The 20039-nt window shown below is 37.8% G+C and carries 18 protein-coding genes and 2 pseudogenes; 16 read left to right on the plus strand and 4 right to left on the minus strand.

Annotated elements, in window-relative coordinates:
- Positions 1 to 73: 73 nt before the first annotated feature.
- The 12 genes and pseudogenes from WAA20_RS09120 to WAA20_RS09175 all read left to right on the plus strand — a co-directional run bounded on the left by WAA20_RS09120 (position 74) and on the right by WAA20_RS09175 (position 10439).
- Positions 74 to 820 (plus strand): hypothetical protein, encoded by a 747-nt coding sequence (locus WAA20_RS09120; protein WP_073387729.1) that lies wholly within the window; start codon positions 74 to 76, stop codon positions 818 to 820.
- Positions 821 to 865: 45 nt separating this feature from the next.
- Positions 866 to 1258 (plus strand): hypothetical protein, encoded by a 393-nt coding sequence (locus WAA20_RS09125; protein WP_073387728.1) that lies wholly within the window; start codon positions 866 to 868, stop codon positions 1256 to 1258.
- Positions 1259 to 1305: 47 nt separating this feature from the next.
- The gene (locus WAA20_RS09130; protein ID WP_073387726.1) at positions 1306 to 2286 is read left to right on the plus strand and encodes a hypothetical protein; all 981 of its coding nucleotides are present in this window, start codon (positions 1306 to 1308) and stop codon (positions 2284 to 2286) included.
- A gap of 39 nt (positions 2287 to 2325) precedes the next feature.
- The gene (locus WAA20_RS09135) at positions 2326 to 2952 is read left to right on the plus strand and encodes a methylated-DNA--[protein]-cysteine S-methyltransferase (protein ID WP_073387725.1); all 627 of its coding nucleotides are present in this window, start codon (positions 2326 to 2328) and stop codon (positions 2950 to 2952) included.
- Between the two features lie 55 nt (positions 2953 to 3007).
- Positions 3008 to 3997, plus strand: coding sequence for an aldo/keto reductase (locus WAA20_RS09140; RefSeq protein ID WP_073387723.1), 990 nt, complete (start codon positions 3008 to 3010; stop codon positions 3995 to 3997).
- Positions 3998 to 4045: 48 nt separating this feature from the next.
- Positions 4046 to 4387 carry an arsenate reductase family protein gene (locus WAA20_RS09145; RefSeq protein ID WP_073387721.1) on the plus strand — a complete coding sequence of 114 codons (342 nt, stop codon included), beginning with the start codon at positions 4046 to 4048 and terminating at the stop codon, positions 4385 to 4387.
- 294 nt (positions 4388 to 4681) lie between these two features.
- Complete coding sequence (locus tag WAA20_RS09150) at positions 4682 to 5233, plus strand: hypothetical protein (RefSeq protein WP_073387720.1); 552 nt, start codon at positions 4682 to 4684, stop codon at positions 5231 to 5233.
- Positions 5234 to 5240: 7 nt separating this feature from the next.
- Positions 5241 to 5465, plus strand: a pseudogene (locus WAA20_RS09155) (glyoxalase); the annotation flags it as partial.
- A gap of 181 nt (positions 5466 to 5646) precedes the next feature.
- Positions 5647 to 7617 carry a WG repeat-containing protein gene (locus WAA20_RS09160; RefSeq protein ID WP_073387718.1) on the plus strand — a complete coding sequence of 657 codons (1971 nt, stop codon included), beginning with the start codon at positions 5647 to 5649 and terminating at the stop codon, positions 7615 to 7617.
- A 94-nt stretch (positions 7618 to 7711) separates the two neighbouring features.
- Positions 7712 to 8323, plus strand: coding sequence for a hypothetical protein (locus WAA20_RS09165; protein WP_073387717.1), 612 nt, complete (start codon positions 7712 to 7714; stop codon positions 8321 to 8323).
- Positions 8324 to 8408: 85 nt separating this feature from the next.
- Positions 8409 to 9776: an NAD(P)H-dependent oxidoreductase gene (locus WAA20_RS09170; RefSeq protein WP_073387715.1), complete on the plus strand. Its 1368-nt coding sequence runs from the start codon at positions 8409 to 8411 to the stop codon at positions 9774 to 9776.
- A gap of 195 nt (positions 9777 to 9971) precedes the next feature.
- On the plus strand, positions 9972 to 10439 hold the full coding sequence (locus tag WAA20_RS09175) for a TetR/AcrR family transcriptional regulator (protein ID WP_242951172.1): 468 nt from the start codon (positions 9972 to 9974) through the stop codon (positions 10437 to 10439).
- Between the two features lie 50 nt (positions 10440 to 10489).
- Here the strand turns inward: WAA20_RS09175 and WAA20_RS09180 are convergent, their stop codons facing one another.
- The 4 genes from WAA20_RS09180 to WAA20_RS09195 all read right to left on the minus strand — a co-directional run bounded on the left by WAA20_RS09180 (position 10490) and on the right by WAA20_RS09195 (position 16890).
- Positions 10490 to 12202: an AMP-binding protein gene (locus tag WAA20_RS09180; RefSeq protein WP_073387712.1), complete on the minus strand. Its 1713-nt coding sequence runs from the start codon at positions 12200 to 12202 to the stop codon at positions 10490 to 10492.
- A 5-nt stretch (positions 12203 to 12207) separates the two neighbouring features.
- A complete protein-coding gene (locus WAA20_RS09185) occupies positions 12208 to 12447 on the minus strand; it encodes an acyl carrier protein (protein ID WP_073387711.1) in 240 nt (79 codons plus the stop codon).
- 147 nt (positions 12448 to 12594) lie between these two features.
- Entirely contained in the window at positions 12595 to 13980 is a 1386-nt protein-coding gene (locus WAA20_RS09190; RefSeq protein ID WP_073387710.1) for a condensation domain-containing protein, read from the minus strand.
- A gap of 411 nt (positions 13981 to 14391) precedes the next feature.
- Positions 14392 to 16890 carry an EAL domain-containing protein gene (locus WAA20_RS09195; RefSeq protein ID WP_073387708.1) on the minus strand — a complete coding sequence of 833 codons (2499 nt, stop codon included), beginning with the start codon at positions 16888 to 16890 and terminating at the stop codon, positions 14392 to 14394.
- A 241-nt stretch (positions 16891 to 17131) separates the two neighbouring features.
- Between WAA20_RS09195 and WAA20_RS09200 the strand changes: the two genes are divergently transcribed.
- From WAA20_RS09200 to WAA20_RS09210, 4 genes and pseudogenes are all read left to right on the plus strand, one after another.
- Positions 17132 to 18301 carry a sugar MFS transporter gene (locus WAA20_RS09200; protein ID WP_073387707.1) on the plus strand — a complete coding sequence of 390 codons (1170 nt, stop codon included), beginning with the start codon at positions 17132 to 17134 and terminating at the stop codon, positions 18299 to 18301.
- Positions 18302 to 18504: 203 nt separating this feature from the next.
- A pseudogene (locus WAA20_RS21060) lies at positions 18505 to 18879 on the plus strand (hypothetical protein); the annotation flags it as partial.
- A gap of 46 nt (positions 18880 to 18925) precedes the next feature.
- A complete protein-coding gene (locus WAA20_RS09205) occupies positions 18926 to 19498 on the plus strand; it encodes a hypothetical protein (protein ID WP_139263744.1) in 573 nt (190 codons plus the stop codon).
- On the plus strand, positions 19495 to 20025 hold the full coding sequence (locus tag WAA20_RS09210; RefSeq protein WP_073387702.1) for a DUF308 domain-containing protein: 531 nt from the start codon (positions 19495 to 19497) through the stop codon (positions 20023 to 20025). The genes WAA20_RS09205 and WAA20_RS09210 overlap by 4 nt, the downstream gene beginning before the upstream one ends.
- The last annotated feature ends 14 nt before the right edge of the window (positions 20026 to 20039 follow it).

The raw sequence follows: 20039 nt of genomic DNA on the forward strand, positions 1-20039 counted from the left end.
GTTTTATGACTTACCGCTTGATTTTTTAGGGCAAGTTAACGATAAATATTGGTTTTGAGGAAATGTTTTGAAAATGGAAAGAAAGTATTTTAAAGATATAGGGTATAAGCCATTCCTATTTTATATAGTCTTTGGTGTATCCGGAGAAGACCTGGAAGTATCTCGTAAGAAGCACAAAGTTGATGAACTCCCGGAGGGACTCGATATCCGAATATTCACTAGAGAAGCTCATGGAGAGTGGATTGATGGATGGTTCACCGGTACATATGGATCTGTATTACAAAGTGCCAATCCACAGCTTTTTGAAATATGTCGAAATGCGGATGTATGTACAGTTTTGCAGGGAGAAATCCAAAATGATGCAACACTTGATTACATGAGAAATGTAATTGGTATCATCCAGGCTTTTATCGATAAAGGCGCACTGGGAATCCTGGATCCGCAAACAATTGCTATGTACTCGCCTGATCAATGGACTGACAGATTTTTTGATAAAGAAGTGAATGCTCAGAACCATGTTATTATTTTGTCTTCTGAAGATAGTGATGGATATTGGCTCCACACAAGAGGAATGGCAGAATTTGGAAGACCTGATATAGGAATAAGCTGTGTTACGGAAGATAAGATCCATGATTATACGCAACTGATCAATCAGATGATCTATTACGGAGGACAAGGCGTCTTCTTTGAGAACGATACGCGTTTACATACTTCTGATGGTAAATCATTTGTTGTACATCCCGAATTTGTAAATGATTTTGAAAATGATGATTACAACAACGCCTATTACAATGTTACGATAATAGAAGACATTCAATAAAAATGTACTATGAGATATTGCTTTGAAGCAGAAAGGAGCTTAAATATGAAGAATATTCAAATCTACACAGCTGAAAAATATAATACATCTGAATATGTTGAAGTTAAATCAAACATATATAAAACGCATGATTCTTTTATGGATCAGGATGCTTTTGTTACTACGCTATCTTTTGAACAGGAGCCGGAATATGAAGAAGGAAGTGACTCCAGCGATATTTCTCAATATCCACTTGAAGACGTTTTGGACAAGTATTATGTTGCAGTCTCGGATTTTTATGAAGATCTAAATGATGGTAGCAGTAATACTTGCTATTTAGAGCTTTCCGGCGAAAGCCTGGAAGATATTGAAAATCTACTTGAGATAGTGGGCAAACATGTTTATAACAAAGAAGAAGAGAGTGACGGAAAGACCTATATTAAACTGATCATCGAATAAATATAAAATATTGGTATTCCGTATTGCAACTTAGGAGGATGACATCAATGGGATTTATATCATTTAACGAAAAATACTACAAAAAGAAATTAGAAGAATATGAAAATAAACAGCTTTCTGAATCTGAGATTTATGAAGCAAAGCAGCTCCTGAAGATATTGGATGATCTGACAGATGAAGGATACACAAACCTTAATAACAGGATGGAAGAAGACTTTTCATGTATAACAAGACTGAGAGAAGTTTTGAAACAAAATGGTACATTTCCATTTCCTATTGATCATGAAAGATTGCCTGGTACAGTATTTGAAGATAAAGAATGCGAAATGGAGGAAGTACTGGAGAAGCTGATTCTAAATGCTGGCGATCACAATAATACTTCTGGCAATCCATTTCTTGAAACAATTCGTAGCTATTGCGAATGGATAGGATATGAAGACGATACTGCATATGTCTTTTTGATGAGAGATGCGATTCTGCCATATGTATTCTTTAAAAGCAGAAACAAAGACAATCTCTATCCATGGTTGATCAGCCGTAAATTTATGGAAGATATAACAAAAGAGGAAGGCGCGGATGATGACGTACGTATTCCTCTTTATGAGGCTTTGGAAGAGGGAAATATAAGCTTTGATGAATTTTTTGATTACAGCAAAGAGGAAATCCTTTCTTCCTTGGAAGAATATCCGGAGCTGAAAAAACTCCTACTTGATCTGCTCGGATCAATCAAACAGAAAAAGATTATAGTTGTTGAATCCGGTTATATGGGAACGATTCCAATGATGCTGAAAGCTCTGGATGAAAGAGTTGACTTTAGGCTTTTTACGACAGCACCCTTTTTATATGAAACATATAAAGACAAAATCTTTTGCCAGAAATATGAAGAAATAAGGCGTTTTGAGACATTGTATGCAAACGATCTACTTATGCAGTATTCTTCATATAGTAATGAGAAGTTTTACGTAAAGCTTTCTAAAGATGATGTTGTACATGATAAGGCACTTTCAGAGATTAAGAAAATGATTTGATAGATTCGATCCGAAATGTTTTTTGACTGGGAGAAGAACATGCGAACACGAGAAGAGGCTTTGGCTTATGGTTTATCATTTGAATATACCTATCAAGAGGCTCCATTTCATGATCAGAACTGGCAACTTATAAGAGTTAAGCCCAGCAAGAAGGCCTTCTTATGGACGTATGAAAAGGATGGACAGATATGCCTGAATCTTAAATGTGACCCGGAATGGAGGGATTTTTGGAGGAATACATATAAATCTGTACAACCTGCTTATCATCAGAACAAAGAGCACTGGAATACAGTTATTCTGGATGGTTCTATTCCCGATGAAGATATCAAAAGGATGATAGCAGAAAGCTATGACCTTGTTACAGACTCTCCAACAAGGCGCATATACGAAGCGGTAAAAAAGATCCCAAAAGGAAAAGTCGCAACCTATGCTCAGATAGCGAAGATGGCCGGAAATCCTAAGATGTGCAGGGCAGTTGGGAATGCTTTGCACAAGAACCCGGATTTTGAAAACATTCCATGCTACAGAGTTGTAAACTCCAAGGGAGAACTTGCCGGAGAATACGCTTTTGGAGGTGCCTGGGCTCAGAAAGAATTATTAGAAGCAGATGGAATAGAAGTTATTGATGGTAAGGTTGATCTGTCAAAATATGCGATTGAGATATGATCACGAAAAGATATTCTGATGAAAAGCAGAAATAGAAAGTAGAGGGGAGCATTACATGTACGTAGCAAAAGAAAACAGATATGAAACAATGAAATACAACAGATGTGGAAAGTCAGGCCTGTTATTACCAGCTGTATCATTAGGATTATGGCATAATTTCGGCGACACAAGCAGTTACGCCAATATGGTCGACCTCTGCCTCACAGCATTCGATAATGGCATCACACACTTTGATCTTGCCAATAATTATGGCCCAAGTGACGGTGCTGCCGAGAAGAACTTCGGAAGAATACTAAAAGAATACCTGTTGCCATACAGGGATGAGATGATCATTTCTACCAAAGCCGGCTACTATATGTGGCCGGGACCTTATGGAGACCATGGAAGCAGGAAATATCTCATCGCAAGTATCGACCAGTCACTTAAAAGAATGGGACTTGATTATGTTGATATATTCTACCATCATCGTCCTGATCCCGATACTCCTCTGGAAGAGACTATGTTGGCTCTTGCTGATATCGTAAGATCAGGCAAGGCTCTTTATGTTGGCCTTTCAAACTACGACGGCCCGCGTCTTGAAGAGGCAACACAGATACTTGATGATCTTCACGTTCCTTTCATAATCAACCAGAACCGTTATAACATCCTGGATAGAACTATTGAGAAGAATGGCCTTAAAGAAACTTCAAAACGCCTTGGAAAGGGCATCATCTGTTTTTCGCCGCTTGCACAGGGCATGCTCACAGACAGATATTTTAATGGTATCCCTGCAGACAGTCGCATAAAGACTGACGGAAGATTCTTAAAAGAAGACCAGATTTCAGAGGAAAAGATAGATAAGCTTAAGAAAATGAACGACATCGCATCAGATAGAGGCCAGACACTTGCTGAAATGGCGCTTGCATGGTGCTTAAAAGATGATAGCATTACGTCTGTGATCATAGGCGCTTCCAAGACATCACAGATACTTGATAATATCAAAGCAGCCGAGAAAACTTCATTTACAAAAGAAGAGCTTGAGGCTATTGATGCGCTGTCATTTTAATAAATGTGTGAAGGATCACGATAGAAAATAGATTTTAGGGAGTAAAACATGAACATCCAGATTTTTGGCACCAAAAAGTGCAATGATACCAAGAAAGCCGAGCGTTTCTTTAAGGAGCGCAATATCAAATACCAATTTATCGACCTGAAAGAAAAGAGCATGAGCAAAGGTGAACTGACTTCCGTTGCAAATGCTGTTGGCGGTGTCATGAATATAGTCAATCCTGATGCAAAGGATAAGGACACAGTAGCACTGATCCAGTACATTGCTGATGAAGATAAGTTTGATAAGCTTTTAGAGAATCAGCAGATCATAAAGACACCTGTGGTCAGAAATGGCAGACAGGCAACCCTCGGTTATCAGCCTGATGTATGGAAGAAGTGGGAGTAATATAGGAAAATGCCAGAGCAGCTCTTAATTGAGCTGCTCTTTTTAGGTTGATTTTAGTTAAGATGAGTTTCATTTAAAGCAAGCTAGAGCAAGCATGATCATGCTTGTAATCTATGACAGAAAGTATTTTGGGCGAGAGATTTGCAATGGTAACTAATAAGAATGTTGAAAAAATTGCAATTATCGTCCGTTTTTACCGATATACGTACATATAAATACATCCATGTATTTATAAACATGTACTAGATACATCCTGTATCCGTACACAAAACACATCAGAAAAAGGCGGATGATATGGCGAGAATATTAAATGCAGTAATTGTAATTCTTGAATTTGTAGGATTATATTTAAGTATTAGTAAAAGCGGATCGTTTAAAAAGCTTTTGATATATTATACCCAGCTATCGAATCTGCTTACACTTTTTTCATCCATATTATTTGTAATCTTTGGCCCCAAAGACTTGGTAGAGATCGTGCGCTATGTAAGTGTGTGCATGATGATAATGACTTTCCTTGTTACGGTCTTTGTCTTAGTGCCGATGTCCGGCAAGGTCAAAGAACTCCTCTTTTCAGGAAGCGGATTATACTATCATCTGATCATACCGATTCTGACAACTATAACCTTTTTGTTTGCAGAAGAGGACGTATCCTATGCCTTTGTATGGATAACACCAGTATTAACGCTTATATATGGCATAATCATGCTGATCATGAACTATAAAGAAAAGCTTGAAGGCCCCTATCCATTCTTCAAGATAAGAAATCAGGGCATTAAAGCAACTATTATCTGGATGGCAGTCTTAATGGTCGTTATAAGCACAATCTCTGTGCTTGTGTTAATATAACTAAAGGGAAAATATATGGAAGAACTTCACTGGAAGAGATGTGATTCCTGAAAATAACAGCTCCGAACTGTATTTTGAAGAATCCGATATCGAAGGATTCATCGAAAAGCTAGAACGGCTATATCCGGACATAAAGTATGTCAACAAGCTAATGACTCACAGCTGGGGACAGAAAGTTGTAAGGTTCTATGACCTTGATGGCAATTTGATCGAAGTGGGAACACCAATGTGATAGATAACCGCTAATTATATGTATTAAAAAGCCGCTTTGAGGCGGCTTTTTAATTGTGCAAAACCGGAAATGGAAGTTCATGCCGGATCATTGCTGATGAAATGTCTGAATTTGTCAACATAATCATTTTAAGGTAAAATTAACAAGCTTAAAAAGTTTTATGTTTTATTGGGGACCGATAATGAAAGATTATAAGAAAAGACAACGAGAAAATATTGTAATTACCTGCTTTTTTGTTATTGCTGCAGGTATAATGGCTGCACTGCTAATCCATTTTAGCGCATTAGATAATAACGAGACGAATTATATATGCTCGTTTTGGAGAGACTTTTTATATGTTTCTCCCAAAGAATATGCCATGCAAGGAATCATTTCAGGATTTACTGGCAAAACACATAATGATCTCGAAAATGGCTCATATCTAATGGATGACGGTAACTTGTTTTTATTTGATAACAGTCGTGGGAAGTATGGCGTTGCGAATGAAAACGGTGAATGGATAGTAGAACCGGCATATATGGAGTTTGATTTTCAGTATAGAGACAAGGGAATCATAATTGTTGAGGCAGATGATTTCTATGATTATGGCGTAATGGATCTTAACTACAATTTACTACTCGAGCCAGTTTACTATAATATTACTGTTTATGATGACCTGATTTCAGTAAATGAAGGTCATAAAGATAATTGCGGTGTTTTTGATTTAAATGGAAACACAGTTGTTGAGCCTATATACAACGAAATTGAAATATATGATGATTGTATTTGCGCCAGATTAGATGATGAATACAGAGGTACATATATATTATTTGATCGTAAAGGAAATGAACTGGCAAGGTATAATAGCGATTTGATTTTTGTATATGACCAAACCATAAAAGTTCGTTTTGTAGAAGATGAAACCTGTTATTTTGGGGTTTATGATCATTCTGGAAATACGATTCTTGAGCCAATATATGAAGATGTTGATGTATTTGAAGATATCGAAAGAATGATCGTTAAGGACAGTGATAATAATTACTACTTACTGGATTTTGAGTGTAATGATGTTTTAGGTGGCCCTTGCAAATATATTGATTATCCTACACATAAGGATGATGATTATGCATTTATAATAGAAGATCAAAATAGTAATTATAATATCTGTGATAAAGATGGAAATATATTATTGGATGGCAATTATGATTATTTGTATAATTTGTACGGTAGTAATGAGTACTTTGTAGCAGGTATAGATGGACGAAAAGGCTTGATCGATATCAATGGAAATATCTATATTGATTTCAAATATGACGATCTTGAAAGCGTGAACGGTCATGAAGACATCCTTGTGGCTAGTATTGATAGGAAAAAAGGCTTGATCGATATCTATGGAAATGTCTATATCGATTTCAAATATGATTATCTTGAAAGAGTGAACGATTATGAAGATATTTTTGTGGCTGGTATTGATGGAAAAAAAGGCATGATAGATATGTCTGGGAACATATTAATTGATTTTAATTATAAAGACATCTATGAAATTGAAGATACCAAAGGCCAAAAAGATGGTCATTATATTGTTATTACAGAAAATAATTATATAGGAGTTGCAGAAGGCAGGGAAATCGTTATTGAGCCTCAGAACTATAAATTATACACAAGTGGATCATATGAATATTGTAAGTATTTATACATTTCTGATTATAATATCTTATACTTTCCATATGATTATGGTAAATGGGTAATCTTGAAAGAAGGTCAAGATCCTTTGGAAGTCACCTGTGGAAAATTAAATCATCTTGGTGCAGATATTTTTCTAGGGGAGTTCACAGGCTACAAAGAATATGAAATGGTGTATAGTTCAGATGGAAATTATGAATATAAATATAAAGATTTCCTGATAGATAGTAGTGGTCAGATCATATTCGAATTTGATGGCCGTAAATATAATGCTGATGCAGCTGTTTATGAAGGAAAGACACTAATTGCAATAAATGATCCTGATTCAGCTATCATTATATATGATGGCAATATAGTATTAGATTCCACGTATTGTGGCAATTCCTGCCATGCAACGAGTGAAGGATATGTGTATTATTACATTGGTGATGGCTGCTACAATATTTATGATTATAAAGGTGAGTTTATTGGAACTGGGGAACTTCCTTAAAACTGAATTAAATACTTTTTGATATAATTGCGAAAGAACTGTTTTCACATAATTCTTTAAAGGTGAAAATATAACAGGAGAAATGGTTTTAGTAATGAAAGATAGTAAAGAAGTAAAAAAACGTAAGAAATCCTTGATTATACCAATAGTATATATTGTATATATTCCGCTTTCTTTTTACCTTTTTGTGTATTTAAGTGCTATAGGATCAGCAAATGTGCTGCCTTTATACATAATTGATCTTGTAAAAATATTAGTTATAATGCTTTTTTCTCACTATATACTTAAAACGTGTACTCACGTTAATCCGAAAAGTAATCCAAGTAAATATTTTATTATGTTTGCAGGATTTTGCTTGCTTGAATTTGTTTATACTATTTGCAGGCATGGTAAGTTTTATTATGGCATCAGTTCTTTTATAGCTGAGTATGTTGGCTTTTTGGTGTTAGAAATAATAATTGAGTCTATAGGCGTATATAAAATTCATGATGATTATAATGAAGATATAAAAAACATATGGTTGACCACTAATGTCGTTACTGCTGGTAATTTTATAGTATTAATGCTGTATTGTGTCGCAAGCCAAAATCAATTGAGGTCTATTGATATAGTTTTTGCTATTATGGCGGTTTGTTCACTGCTATTTAGAGAAATCGGAAGATATAGATTTTTGCGCAGTTACATAAATCGTGTAAATAAAGCTTAATTATGCAGCCAAGACCAGTTCGAGAGTATATAATAGATATAAAGCACTATGATAAAAAATATAACGATGGGTTTGAGGTGATTTCATGAAAATACTTGTTATAAATGGGTCTCCAAAAGGCGAGAACAGTATTACTTATCAGACTATGTTGTATGCGGAGGCGCTTTATAACAAGCACGAGTACAAGGTAATTCATGCAGGTGCTAAGATTAAACAGCTTGAAAAAGACTTTTCTGAAGCCAAGTCTATGCTTGAATGGGCGGATCTTCTTGTATTTACTTATCCTGTCTACACATTCCTTGCGCCTTCTCAGCTTCACAGATTTATAGAACTGGTCAAAGAAAATAAGATCGACCTTTCTGGAAAATATGCAACGCAGATTTCAACATCCAAGCATTTCTACGATACAACAGCCCACGAGTACATACGTGAAAATTGTCTTGATCTTGGCCTTTCTTATATTAGAGGTCTTTCAGCAGACATGGGCGATCTTCTGAGCCAAAAGGGACAGCGTGAAGCCAAAGCTTTCTTTAGGCATGTTCTTTGGTCAGTTATAAACGGACAAAAGGAAATGGCTGTAAACTTAAAATCTGAAGCTCCTTTACTTAGCGCTTCGCTAAATAATATTCCTGATATAAACCAAAAAGAAAAAAATAAAGATAAAAATAAAGATAAAGAAATAGCCCTTGTTGCTGACTATGGGCCGGAGGATCATGCCCTCAAATCCATGATCGACCGATTTGTTAAGACTACGCTATATAAAGTTGAAGTTATAAATATAAGAGATTTCAATTTCTTCGGCGGCTGTATTGGATGTTTTAACTGCGCAGCATCCGGTATCTGTATCTATAAAGACGGCTTTGACACCCTTCTTAGAGACAGGATACAAAAAACTGCAGCCACAGTTTATGCTTTTAAGATCAAGGATCACTGCATGGGATCCCGCTTTAAGATGTACGATGATCGCCAGTTCTGCAACGGCCATCGTACAGTGACAATGGGAAAACCTGTTGGATATCTTATTGACGGACATCTGCAAGTTGAAAACAACTTAAAGACCCTAATCGAAGGGCGTTCTCAGGTTGGAGGCAATCCTCTTGCAGGCATCGCTACAAATGAGTTTGATGTGGATAAACAGATAGATATACTCTGCAAAGAACTGGATTATATCCTTACACATAAATACAAACAGCCGGCTAACTTCTACGGCGTAGGCGGAATGAAGATATTCAGAGACCTTATCTACAAGATGCAGGGCCTCATGCGTGAAGACCACAGATTCTACAAAGAACATGGCTTCTATGATTTCCCTCAGAAGGATAAAGGCATGATAGCCGGAATGTACCTTGTTGGAGCCATGATGAAGAGCAGCTTCTTTAAGAAAAGATCAGCTAAGATGACTGAAGGCATGCTGGTTCCATTTAAGAAGGTAATCGAAAAGGCTGGAAAATAAATAACTCAAACTAAATAACTGAGATAATTATACATGTGCGATGTTTTAATAACACAAAAATACTAATAATATGAGGCGGAGGAAGTTACCACGAACGAGACAGATGAAAGATACAGCGTTGCCGAAGAGGCAATTTTCGATGCATTTTTTATAATCCTTAAGGAAAAAGAGATTGATAAGATCACTGTTTCAGATGTGATCAAGAAGGCAGGACTTGTTAGAAGTACCTTCTATAATCATTATGAGAATATCCCTGCCCTTATTACGGCAGCAGAAGATAAGACTATTGAGAATATATTTACTATGATGGAGAGCTTCCATCCCAAGGATGACAGAGCTATGTGCAAGTCGTTCTTTTTGTCAATTTGTAACTATACAAAAGATAATCTTTTTCTTTCGACGCTCCTTCATAGTCCCAGAGGCGATATCTTTTTTGAAAAGATGATGGGCATGTTCAATAAGTATATAAGCACTGTGCCACTTGACGGATCAAAGCTTCAGAATCCGGAACATGCAAAATATATTATCGCAGGAAGCATCGGTAATACAGTAGGTGTTCTTCACAAATGGTCATCCTCCGGCTTTGAACTGCCGGAAGATGAAGTAGCAGAGCTGTTAACCAAAGTATTTGTTACGGGCATTCTTCCATATTTGAGATCTTAAATAGTTTTGTCTTAACTTGAATTGTTCCAATATGCTTTTGTGATAATATTTTAAGCTGGCTCATCCAAAAGAGCCTTCTGTCTAAGAATCTTCCTTGTTGTATTTCGTACAAATGGATTCTGTCTTACTACAAGGCGGGAGATCTTTCTATATGTGGGCTGAGATCTGTTGAAGTCATCAAGAACCTTCTGTAGTTCTGACTTTACAGTATCCTCATCCCATTTTTTCTTATTAATGATATCCTGATTCGGATAGATCCTTGCTGTGAGGATATTGTCTTCACCTGTTATTACGACTTCATCGATAAGCTTGTTGAGAGCTAATTTGTTTTCGATCTCTTCAGGAGAGATGTTCTCGCCATTTGACAGGATTATCAGATTCTTGACCCTTCCATTGATATATAAGAATCCGTCTTCATCAAGATAACCCTTATCACCTGTATGGAGCCAGTCGCCCTTAAGAGTTTCAGCGGTTTCCTCCGGCATCTTATAATAGCCCTTCATAACACTTGTAGATCGGACAAGAACTTCACCATTTTCAAATGACACCTGTGCGTTCTTAAGGACTTTGCCGACAGAGCCGGGTTTGTGGGTAGTCGGATTGTTAGAACTGATTACAGGAGAGCATTCTGACATGCCATAGCCTTCATAAAGGTCTATTCCATAAGCAGCAAATTTATCAATATAGTATTCATCAAGATGAGCTCCGCCTACAAATACAGTCTTAAGATTTCCACCGAAAACCTTCTGAGCTACCATTTTCTTTGGAAGAAGCTTTGATACGCTCTCAAGCTTTTTGTAGATAGTTTCAACCATCATAGGAACCATAAGCATGACTTCCGGTTTGAAGAGAGTCATGTTTTTGGCCATATGAAGGAAAGAATCGTTGATGCAGATGGTCGTTCCAAGGCTGAAGCCCTTAAGATAGTCCATTACAAGGCAGAAGGCATGATGTACAGGAAGTACGCTAAGAAGTGTCTTGCCAGGCTCGACATCATACTCAACGGACTCTACATTTGAGATGAGAGCTTTTTGAGAGAGCATGACACCCTTACTTTTGCCGGTAGTTCCTGATGTGAAGATGATCATGGCTGTGTCATCACCTTCGTTTCCGGGGACATCATCTGCGTAATCTGAAAGTTCCTTTAGTGTCTTAATACTACTGATTCTATTGTTGTGATTTTCGCTGGTTTCATTAGAGAAGTTGGAATAAGTAACTTTGGTTGAGCCTTTGATATCACTGTTTATCACTGAGCTTGCAGAATGACTGTTCACATCCGAACCAGAAGAATATTTTGATAATTCACGCTCAGAAATGCTATGAAGTTTTGGATCGGAATAGACCTTTTTCTTAGAATCAAAATCATTTAAAAAATATATCTTGTTAACTTTAGGACACTGTGCCAGGATCTTCTCTGTAAGTCCCATATTTGACTCTTCAAGAAAGACGCCTTCAGAATCAGACCTTTGTACCAGATCTATAAGATCCTCAGAAGGAAGCAGCGGATCAAGCGGAATTGCAACATTATTACCACTTGTGATTGCAAGATAGCTTTCCATCCAGCTTATAGAAGATGTTCCAATAAGGGCAAGGTGGCTACCGTTAAAGCCATCAGCGCTTAAGCCCTTACGAATCTTGGCTACGTTTTCAAAAAGACTTCCATAGGTGACCTGCATTATATTAGGGCCGGCTGTCCATTTGAGTGCAGGTATATCAGTATATTTAATTGCGCAACTGTCCACTAGCTGTCTGATTGAATTCATCTGTCTTATGCCTCCTGATATGCCATATTTAAGAGCTGCAGCGCTTCGCTTATAGTAGTTACACTTGCAAGATTGTCGGGATTTATTTCTACATCGAAGTTGTCCTCCATATCTCCAAGGAAGGACATCAGGTCAAAAGAACTAAGGCCAAGATCCTCAGAAAGGCGCATATCGTTCTTCATATCCTGTGGAGCAATATCACAATACTGAGCTAAGAGATTTTTAAAGATACTTTCTGTTTTCATAATAGTTTCCTCCTCTTCATAAACATATTTATATATTTGCTAATAATGAGTAAATCTAGGTAAAACAGATTGATTAAGATATAATCAGTAACATAAGGAGCTGAATAAGTAGTTCATGATCAAAGCGAAAATTTTCAAACATTGTAGTTACACATCATTCATAATGTCTCTAAGAGATATATCAGGATGCTCGATTCCCATAAATAAAATGCGCATCATATAGTAATAGAAGAGCTCAACATCTTTTTCCACAAGGTGAGCTGTCTGATAATGATATGAGAAGTTAAGCCCGCCTTCAGGAGTGTGAGTCACGGTCAGATACATCTTCTTGGTCGCTGCGCCGTTTGCATACCATTTGAAATAAAAAGGAATGTTTTTTAGATCCGGATTATCTGATGAAAGACTCATTGGCTGATAAGTCAGATAGCAGCTTTCATAGGTCGTATCTTCAGGTGTGTTGTAACGCTTTTTGATCTCGTCATATATAAGCGCCGGATCATAATAGCTATGAAGATATACATTGTTCTGAACCTGCTGAATATGTCTTGCAGCTTCTATAAAACTCGTATCCCCGCTTATGACAGTTCTGCAAGGATACATGATCGTCCTGCTGCCGCCTGATGTCCATTCATCGTGGGTAGAACGCCTTGCTATGAAGTTTTGGATGGAAATGTCTTCCTGACCGTTATTGACCTTAGACAGATAGGTCCTCATAGTCAGAAGCAGAAGATTGTTAAGTGATATCTGATGGTCTTTACAAAAGCTATATATATGCTCAGAAGGAACCTTTTCCAGCACATAATCCTTAACAGTTACAAACAGATTGTCTTTTTCTATATCACAGGAGCGAAGATTAGGATTCTTGTGCCTTTTCCTCGCTTCTTCAAGAGCCCCCGGCCCTGTTATGTCTGAATACAGCGGCTCTCCAAGCTTGTCGAGCTGATCATCCCAGAACTTTTTAGCTCTTTCAAACCTCTTTTCATTACCCGCTTTAGATAGATCTGATTCAAGCACAGCTTCAAAATCAGCAAGATCCTCCGGATATTCCCTGTCATACTTAAAGTGAGCGTAGAGCTTAATGATATCCTCGACCATAACAGCCAGCCCGCATGAATCAATAAGTCTGTGATCCATATGAACGAAGAACCCATTATATCCTTCCGGCAGCATTACAAAATAGAATTCGTACATAGGAATATCATCCCCATCAAACGTCGTGTACGCCATATTCTGTAACGTAGCATCTGCCTTTTCAAAAGATATAGTATCAAGTTTTAAAAGCTTGATCGAACGTGGAAGAGTATTAACAAGATATTGTTTGATTCCTCCTTTATCATCCGGCTCAGTAAATCGAAGCCCCAGACACTTATATCTCTTGATCTCCATATTGATGCATCTTTTAAGCAGTGCAAAGTCCATTTCCAGTTTTAGCGCTGCAACAATACTAACTCCCGAAACCTGCTGAGTCTTGTAAGTTCTGATCCATCTATAGTGCATATTTTGTGCAGCCGTAAGCGGATATAACTTTTTCATAATCTCGTCCCCTCATTTGTATTTTTTATAAAATGTAACTTATCACAGTAAAATAATATTTGGAATACCGTTACAGACTTAACAAACACTTTAAAGAAAATTGTCCGAGACTTGATTAATATTTTGCAATTGAGCGGGACAGGCAGTTTATAAATGGTTTTCGAGTCTTTGAGAGTTTCGAAGAAACGGAACAATCCGTTAGTCATAAGGTGTCAAAAGGAACTTTTGACACCTACCTCATTAAATTCAAGAGCATGAAAAATGGAGATTTATATTCCAGGGTTCGCATGCCCCCGCGAAGCGAGTTTCGAACCCTGGAATATAAATCTCCATTTTTTATGCCTTGAATTATAAAACTCGAGAGACGAGATAACCATTTATAAATTGCCTGTCCAGCGTCCCCGCTATGCATCAGTTGTCTACATTACCTTCTTTGTCGTCTACTTCCTTGAGCGTTATAGGATAGATTGTTTCGTCACTCAGTCCTTCTTCCGACCTTAAGTGGCATGCCGTCGTCATCCTCACAGTCACGCTATTTCCATTGATCGAATTGATCTCCTCAATATGATTCTTAAGAGTAGCAGCCAGTTCCTCAAGCTTTTCTTTAGAATCTATATAAATGATAATGCCAAAATATGCCTCTTTAAGCCTTGTTGCAACAGCTTCCTGAGATATAACATCGATTATCTTCTCACCAATCTCTTTAAGAAGAGCAGCTGCAACCTTGCTGCCATAGGTTTCTTCGATCCTATGATGATTTTTATTGTGCATTACAATATAGGCATAGTTCTTACCTGCTTCATTGTACTGCGCAGCATAGTCCATCATTGTCATCATGAAGAACTTGTTATTCATAAGTCTTGTGGTAGTATCAAGCTTTGACGGATTGGCAATCTTTAGAACCCTGTAGATTTCCTGATCTACATCTGCAAAGCTTCCCACAAGTCCCACGATCTCACCTTTATCATAAATCGGTATTTTATTACAGATGATATTGTGGACAACACCATTAACAATGCACTGTCCTGGTGCATTGTATATTGTTTTTCCTTTGTGAATGACATCAAGCTCATCACCCTGATACGGCCCCTCGTCAACGTGCCAGTGCATCTCTTCATCATTTTTGCCAAGAATATCATTCACTGATTTGATACCATAGAATTCAAGGAATGATTTGCTGACACCCCTGAACCGCCTATCCTTGTCCTTCCAGAACAGCTTATAGGAAGAACTTGTTATAAGACTGTACCAAAGCCTTGCATATTCGTCTGCAGTCACATTTTCATGGTCTGTATATTTGTTAAAATCAGGATACAGCGTATTATCAAGTGACATAGTAAGCTCGTGCGTAAGCTTTGTAATGATAAACAAATACTCGTGGCCTCTTGTTCCCTGAATCGGAAGAAGAGCAAACTCTCGCCACTCGTAGGAACCATTGCGTTGCTTTATTCTGAAAGTTTTTTTGACAAAAGTCTGTCCATCCGAATGTGACCTTTTTTGAAGGTTCTCATAATTTATAAAGTTTAGAAATTCATCGCGATCATCCGGGAATATGCTGTTTTGGGCAAAGTGTTTATGACCTTTTTTGAAAGTAAGTATCTTTTCGGAAGTATCGGTCAGGTATAGATATCCGCCAATAAGAGGGAATATAATATCTTCTTTATAGTTTATGAGAAGAACAGCTTCATGGAGACGATTGAGTTCTCTGAGCCTTCGGTCGAGAGAGTCTCTTTCTTTGGTATTCTGGTCAAAAGATATATTGTTAACAGAAGCCCTTAACAGATATTTGTTTTCGTGCTCTGCAAGATACATTATTTTTAACTGGAAATAATTTCCACCGTTCGTAAAGTAGAAACTCTCCAGACTCTTACTTTTTATAGCATTATCTGCAAATTTTTTGAACTGATTAACATTCTGAGAAGCAGAGTGATAGAGAATCTTGTCTATTTCTCTAAGATCCATGTTCATAAGGCCGATCTGCTCCTTGAAAGGATCGTTCATGAAAAGAGTATAGAAAGTATTGCCATCATACTCGGTGACATCAAGCGGACGATCAGTATGACGGGCAGAAATACTGGCAATTTCATAGAAATTATGCCATGCTCTGCTTTCAAGGGTGATATTTTTGGAAACCATGGATTCTAACAGCTCATCGTAAGGTTGAGGTTTTCCAAAGTAGTAACCCTGGAATTTGCCACAGCCTATTAGAGTAAGGAATTCTACCTGTTCTTTGGTCTCAACACCTTCACACAGAGTTTTGATTCCGATACGTTTAGCCATATTAATAGTTGAACGTACGATCTCCGTTGATTTTTCTGTCATGGAAAAAAGGAATCGCATGTCCAGCTTGATAACATCAAAGTCATAATCCTGAAGGAGAGTAAGAGATGAGTAGCCGCTTCCGAAATCATCCATCCAGATTTCGTAGCCTCTTTCTCTGAATCTTTGGATATTATCCCTCATAAGCTCTTCATCCTGAGCGATCATACTTTCAGTTATCTCAAAATGAAGATAATCTCGTGGGATATTGTACTTCTCGATATTTTTTTCAACCATATCAAGCATATCGCACTTGATAAAGTCAAGACGTGAGAAGTTTATAGACACCTGAAAAGCAGGCTTTCCGGCGAGAATATGCTCGTGAAGCTCTCGGCAGACTTTTTCTACGATAAAACAATCCAGCTTGTATATAAGCTCGCATTCTTCTAAAGCCCCGATAAACTTATCCGGAGCCAGGAAACCATGTTCGGGATCGATCCACCTTGCCAAAGCTTCTGCACTACAAAACTGACCTGTAAGTGCTCTTATTACGGGCTGATAATAGACCTTGATCCATTCGTTGGATATGGCGTCATCAATATGGGTTATAACATAATCATGTATTATGGAATTATCCGTTATGTTGTCCATGTTCAAACTTTTACCTCATGTATGATCGTAATGGAGTAAAAATATGTTTTGATACAAAAATGGGTATTTGGACACTATTCATACAAATATATCGACATTTTTTAACGGATTTATAATCCTTCCACCCAAAAAAACCGATATTTAATATGCATTTATTTTTAATCACAAAAAAGCAATTTTATACGTGTTTTGATGATCTATAGGTAGAAGGCAAAGCATATAAGAGTTGGAGGGAATACGAATGATCCTGTGGTTATATCTGTTCCTAATAATATTCATCAACGGTTTTGAAGCAGGCGGTTATCAGGCGAGCATATATAGCATAAAACAGACATATGACCTTTCCATTACCGAAATGGGTCTATTTGCTTCGGTTGAGCTTTTTGCAACGATGCTGGCGCCCATTCTTTTAGGAAGCTGGGCAGACAGGACCAAAAAGACAAAGTGCCTTCTTATCCTTTTAGGCATCCAGATCGTTTTTTCTCTGACAATATTCTTAAGTAACATATCAGCAATATTTATCGCCTGTATCTTTTTCCTGGGTCTTACAACAAGCGCCCTTCAGTTTATAGCTATAGCGACTCTTGCGGAGTCATATCCTGCATCAGGTAAAAAGAAAATAGGCTTTATGACATCTATGTATGCCCTTGGCGCTTTGCTTGCACCTTTATTTGTTGATTTCTATCTGAGCAGAGGCGTAAGCTGGAGAATGATATTCCTGATGCTTACAGTTGGCTCGGTTATTGCATTTGCTGGAGTCTTTGCATGCAGAAATCGTAATTTTGAAAACGCAATTGGTCAGGTAGATGAGATCAATGAAGGAAATGAAGGCTTTGTTATTGCGGGCGTTCTACTCCTTTGCGTAGTCATGTGCATTTACGTAGGATTCGAGAACGGCTTTGCGTATTTTGTTGACGCACTCTTTATTAAAGAACTGAATTCTCCATATGGAAATTATGCCCTTTCCATATTCTGGGCTGTTATGATCCCTTCAAGAGTTCTGGTCGGAATCTTTTCAAAGCATGCAAGAAAGATCCTTATCGCAGCAGTTATCACGATACCTGTTGTAACTACGATCATTGCTATGATGAGCGAGGGATCTATAGTTATGGCCCTTTGCATACCTCTTGGATTTGCATCCGGTGCAATATATCCAAGCGTACTGACAACACTTATGAGATTCTCGGGAGATAAAAAAGCTACAGCTACAGCGATGATCACAACTGCAACCGGAATTGGCGGAGCTGCATTTACAGCTTTGTCAGGCGTACTTGCAGGCATCTACGAAAATCATCTTTCAGGAAACTTCGCAATCAGAGCTACAATGGTAACATTGGCAGCTTTCTTCCTTCTGTCCATAGAAGCAGTCCTTGCACTTAAGAAAATCGGCAAGGTCAAAGAAGCAAAGTAGGCGGGGAGAATATAGAAGTTAGCTTTGGCTGTGCTGATGGTTCTCGAGGTATACCTGGGAAAGAGGAAGAAGAAAAGAATGGAGTTTCCGAAAAGGTAGATTCTGTCAGTGAACTGGATGACTCGTTCAGACAGAACGAGAGTGCTGACTGGAATAGTATTGTTGACTGCGGCAGTCACGCCGGATTCGAGCGCGATTCCAAAGTGTTCGAATTGTCAAACACTGATAAACACTATATTGTGGAGACGGGCACTCTCAAAATAGTAGTAAATAAGAAGAGTGAATATCTATTTGATGCTGTAACTAAAGGAAATAAGACGTTTTTTAAAAAAGCAAAACAGGTTTTAAAACTTGAAGAGACAAATGAAACAAATGAATCTTTGACCAAAACGGTCAGAAATTATGTAGGCAAAATAAATAAGATTTTTCTTGAAGAAACGGGACCGGTGCAGACAACATTTAAATTTGAAGGCGTGCATGTCTGCTGCGACTTAGAACATGAAGGGGAAGAAAAGTTTCCGTTTGTGATAAGAATGTTCATTGAGGGAACGGATGGCGGTCAGATCAGATTTCAGCATACTTTCCTCTATGTTGAAACACGAGTGAATAGTAAGGAGCGTTGTAATGGATTCTGTTTTATACAAACCAAGAAACGAAGAAATACAGATTCAGTTGCGTCGCTACCGGGATGTTTTGGCTTTAAACGGAGGCATGGTAATTGCCTTGTCCTTATGGGATGTAATTAAGGTATTTATAGGTTTTTTCTTAGGTGAAGAAACAATCGCAAAGATTATTGGCAATATTATGTCTCAAATGGATGAGTCTGTTATAAATCCAAAATATGAGAATGTAGTAAATATCATCATGTGGGCTGTTTTTTTGATGGTAATCCTGCTGTTTAGTATGGCCTTGTTTTTATATCACCTTTACATAGGACTAAACGCATTTCGAGCCGGAAGACAGACTGCAAAGAAGAAAAGAAGCTTTTATCTTGTACTTACTTTGCTTAGCGCTTTATTTGCAGTGTTTTTCATGATTTCGAATGCCTACAGTCTGATAAAAGGGGTGGATGTGAGTGGAAATGTGGATTTTGCCTATTTCGTAATGGAGACAACAGCAGCAATTAACTATGTTTCTATTTTATATGCTGCATACAAAATAAGAAAACTTGAAGACGCTGGGAGTAAAAAACGATGACGATTTGGCAGAAATTAAGAAATGTATTATTGGCTGTTTCAATGATAATCGTAGGCGTGACAATGCTTGTTTTTGGCGAAGAAGCATATATGGCCATTATAGGCATTTTTGCTCTTGCTTTGGAGATAAAGGGAATACGTATGCTTTGGTTCTACTTTAGAATGGCACGCTACATGGTAGGCGGTCAGAATATCTTTTTTCGCGGAATACTGTTCTTTGATTTTGGGATATTTACAGGTTCTCTTGTGTGGGTACCAAGAGCGTATGTTCTTATGTACCTGGCAGGCACGTTAGCCTTTTCGGGTGTTGTAGATCTTCTTGGAGCGAATGAGGCAAGAGGAATTCAGAGCTCCTGGAAACTTAAGACTTTTGAGGGGGTGGTAAAGGTGCTGATTGCAATTAGCAGCCTGATCCTCGTGCGAAGCGGAACAAGGGTAGTGGATGTCTGTGCTATTGGTTTTATCTTTTCGGCAGTCATGAGGATTGCGAGTACATTCCGCCGCCAGCAGGTGATTACGATAGATTAGATGGCAGGAGAGCA

Origin of the sequence: Butyrivibrio fibrisolvens, from assembly GCF_037113525.1 — a bacterium.
GTDB classification, from domain to species: domain Bacteria; phylum Bacillota; class Clostridia; order Lachnospirales; family Lachnospiraceae; genus Butyrivibrio; species Butyrivibrio fibrisolvens.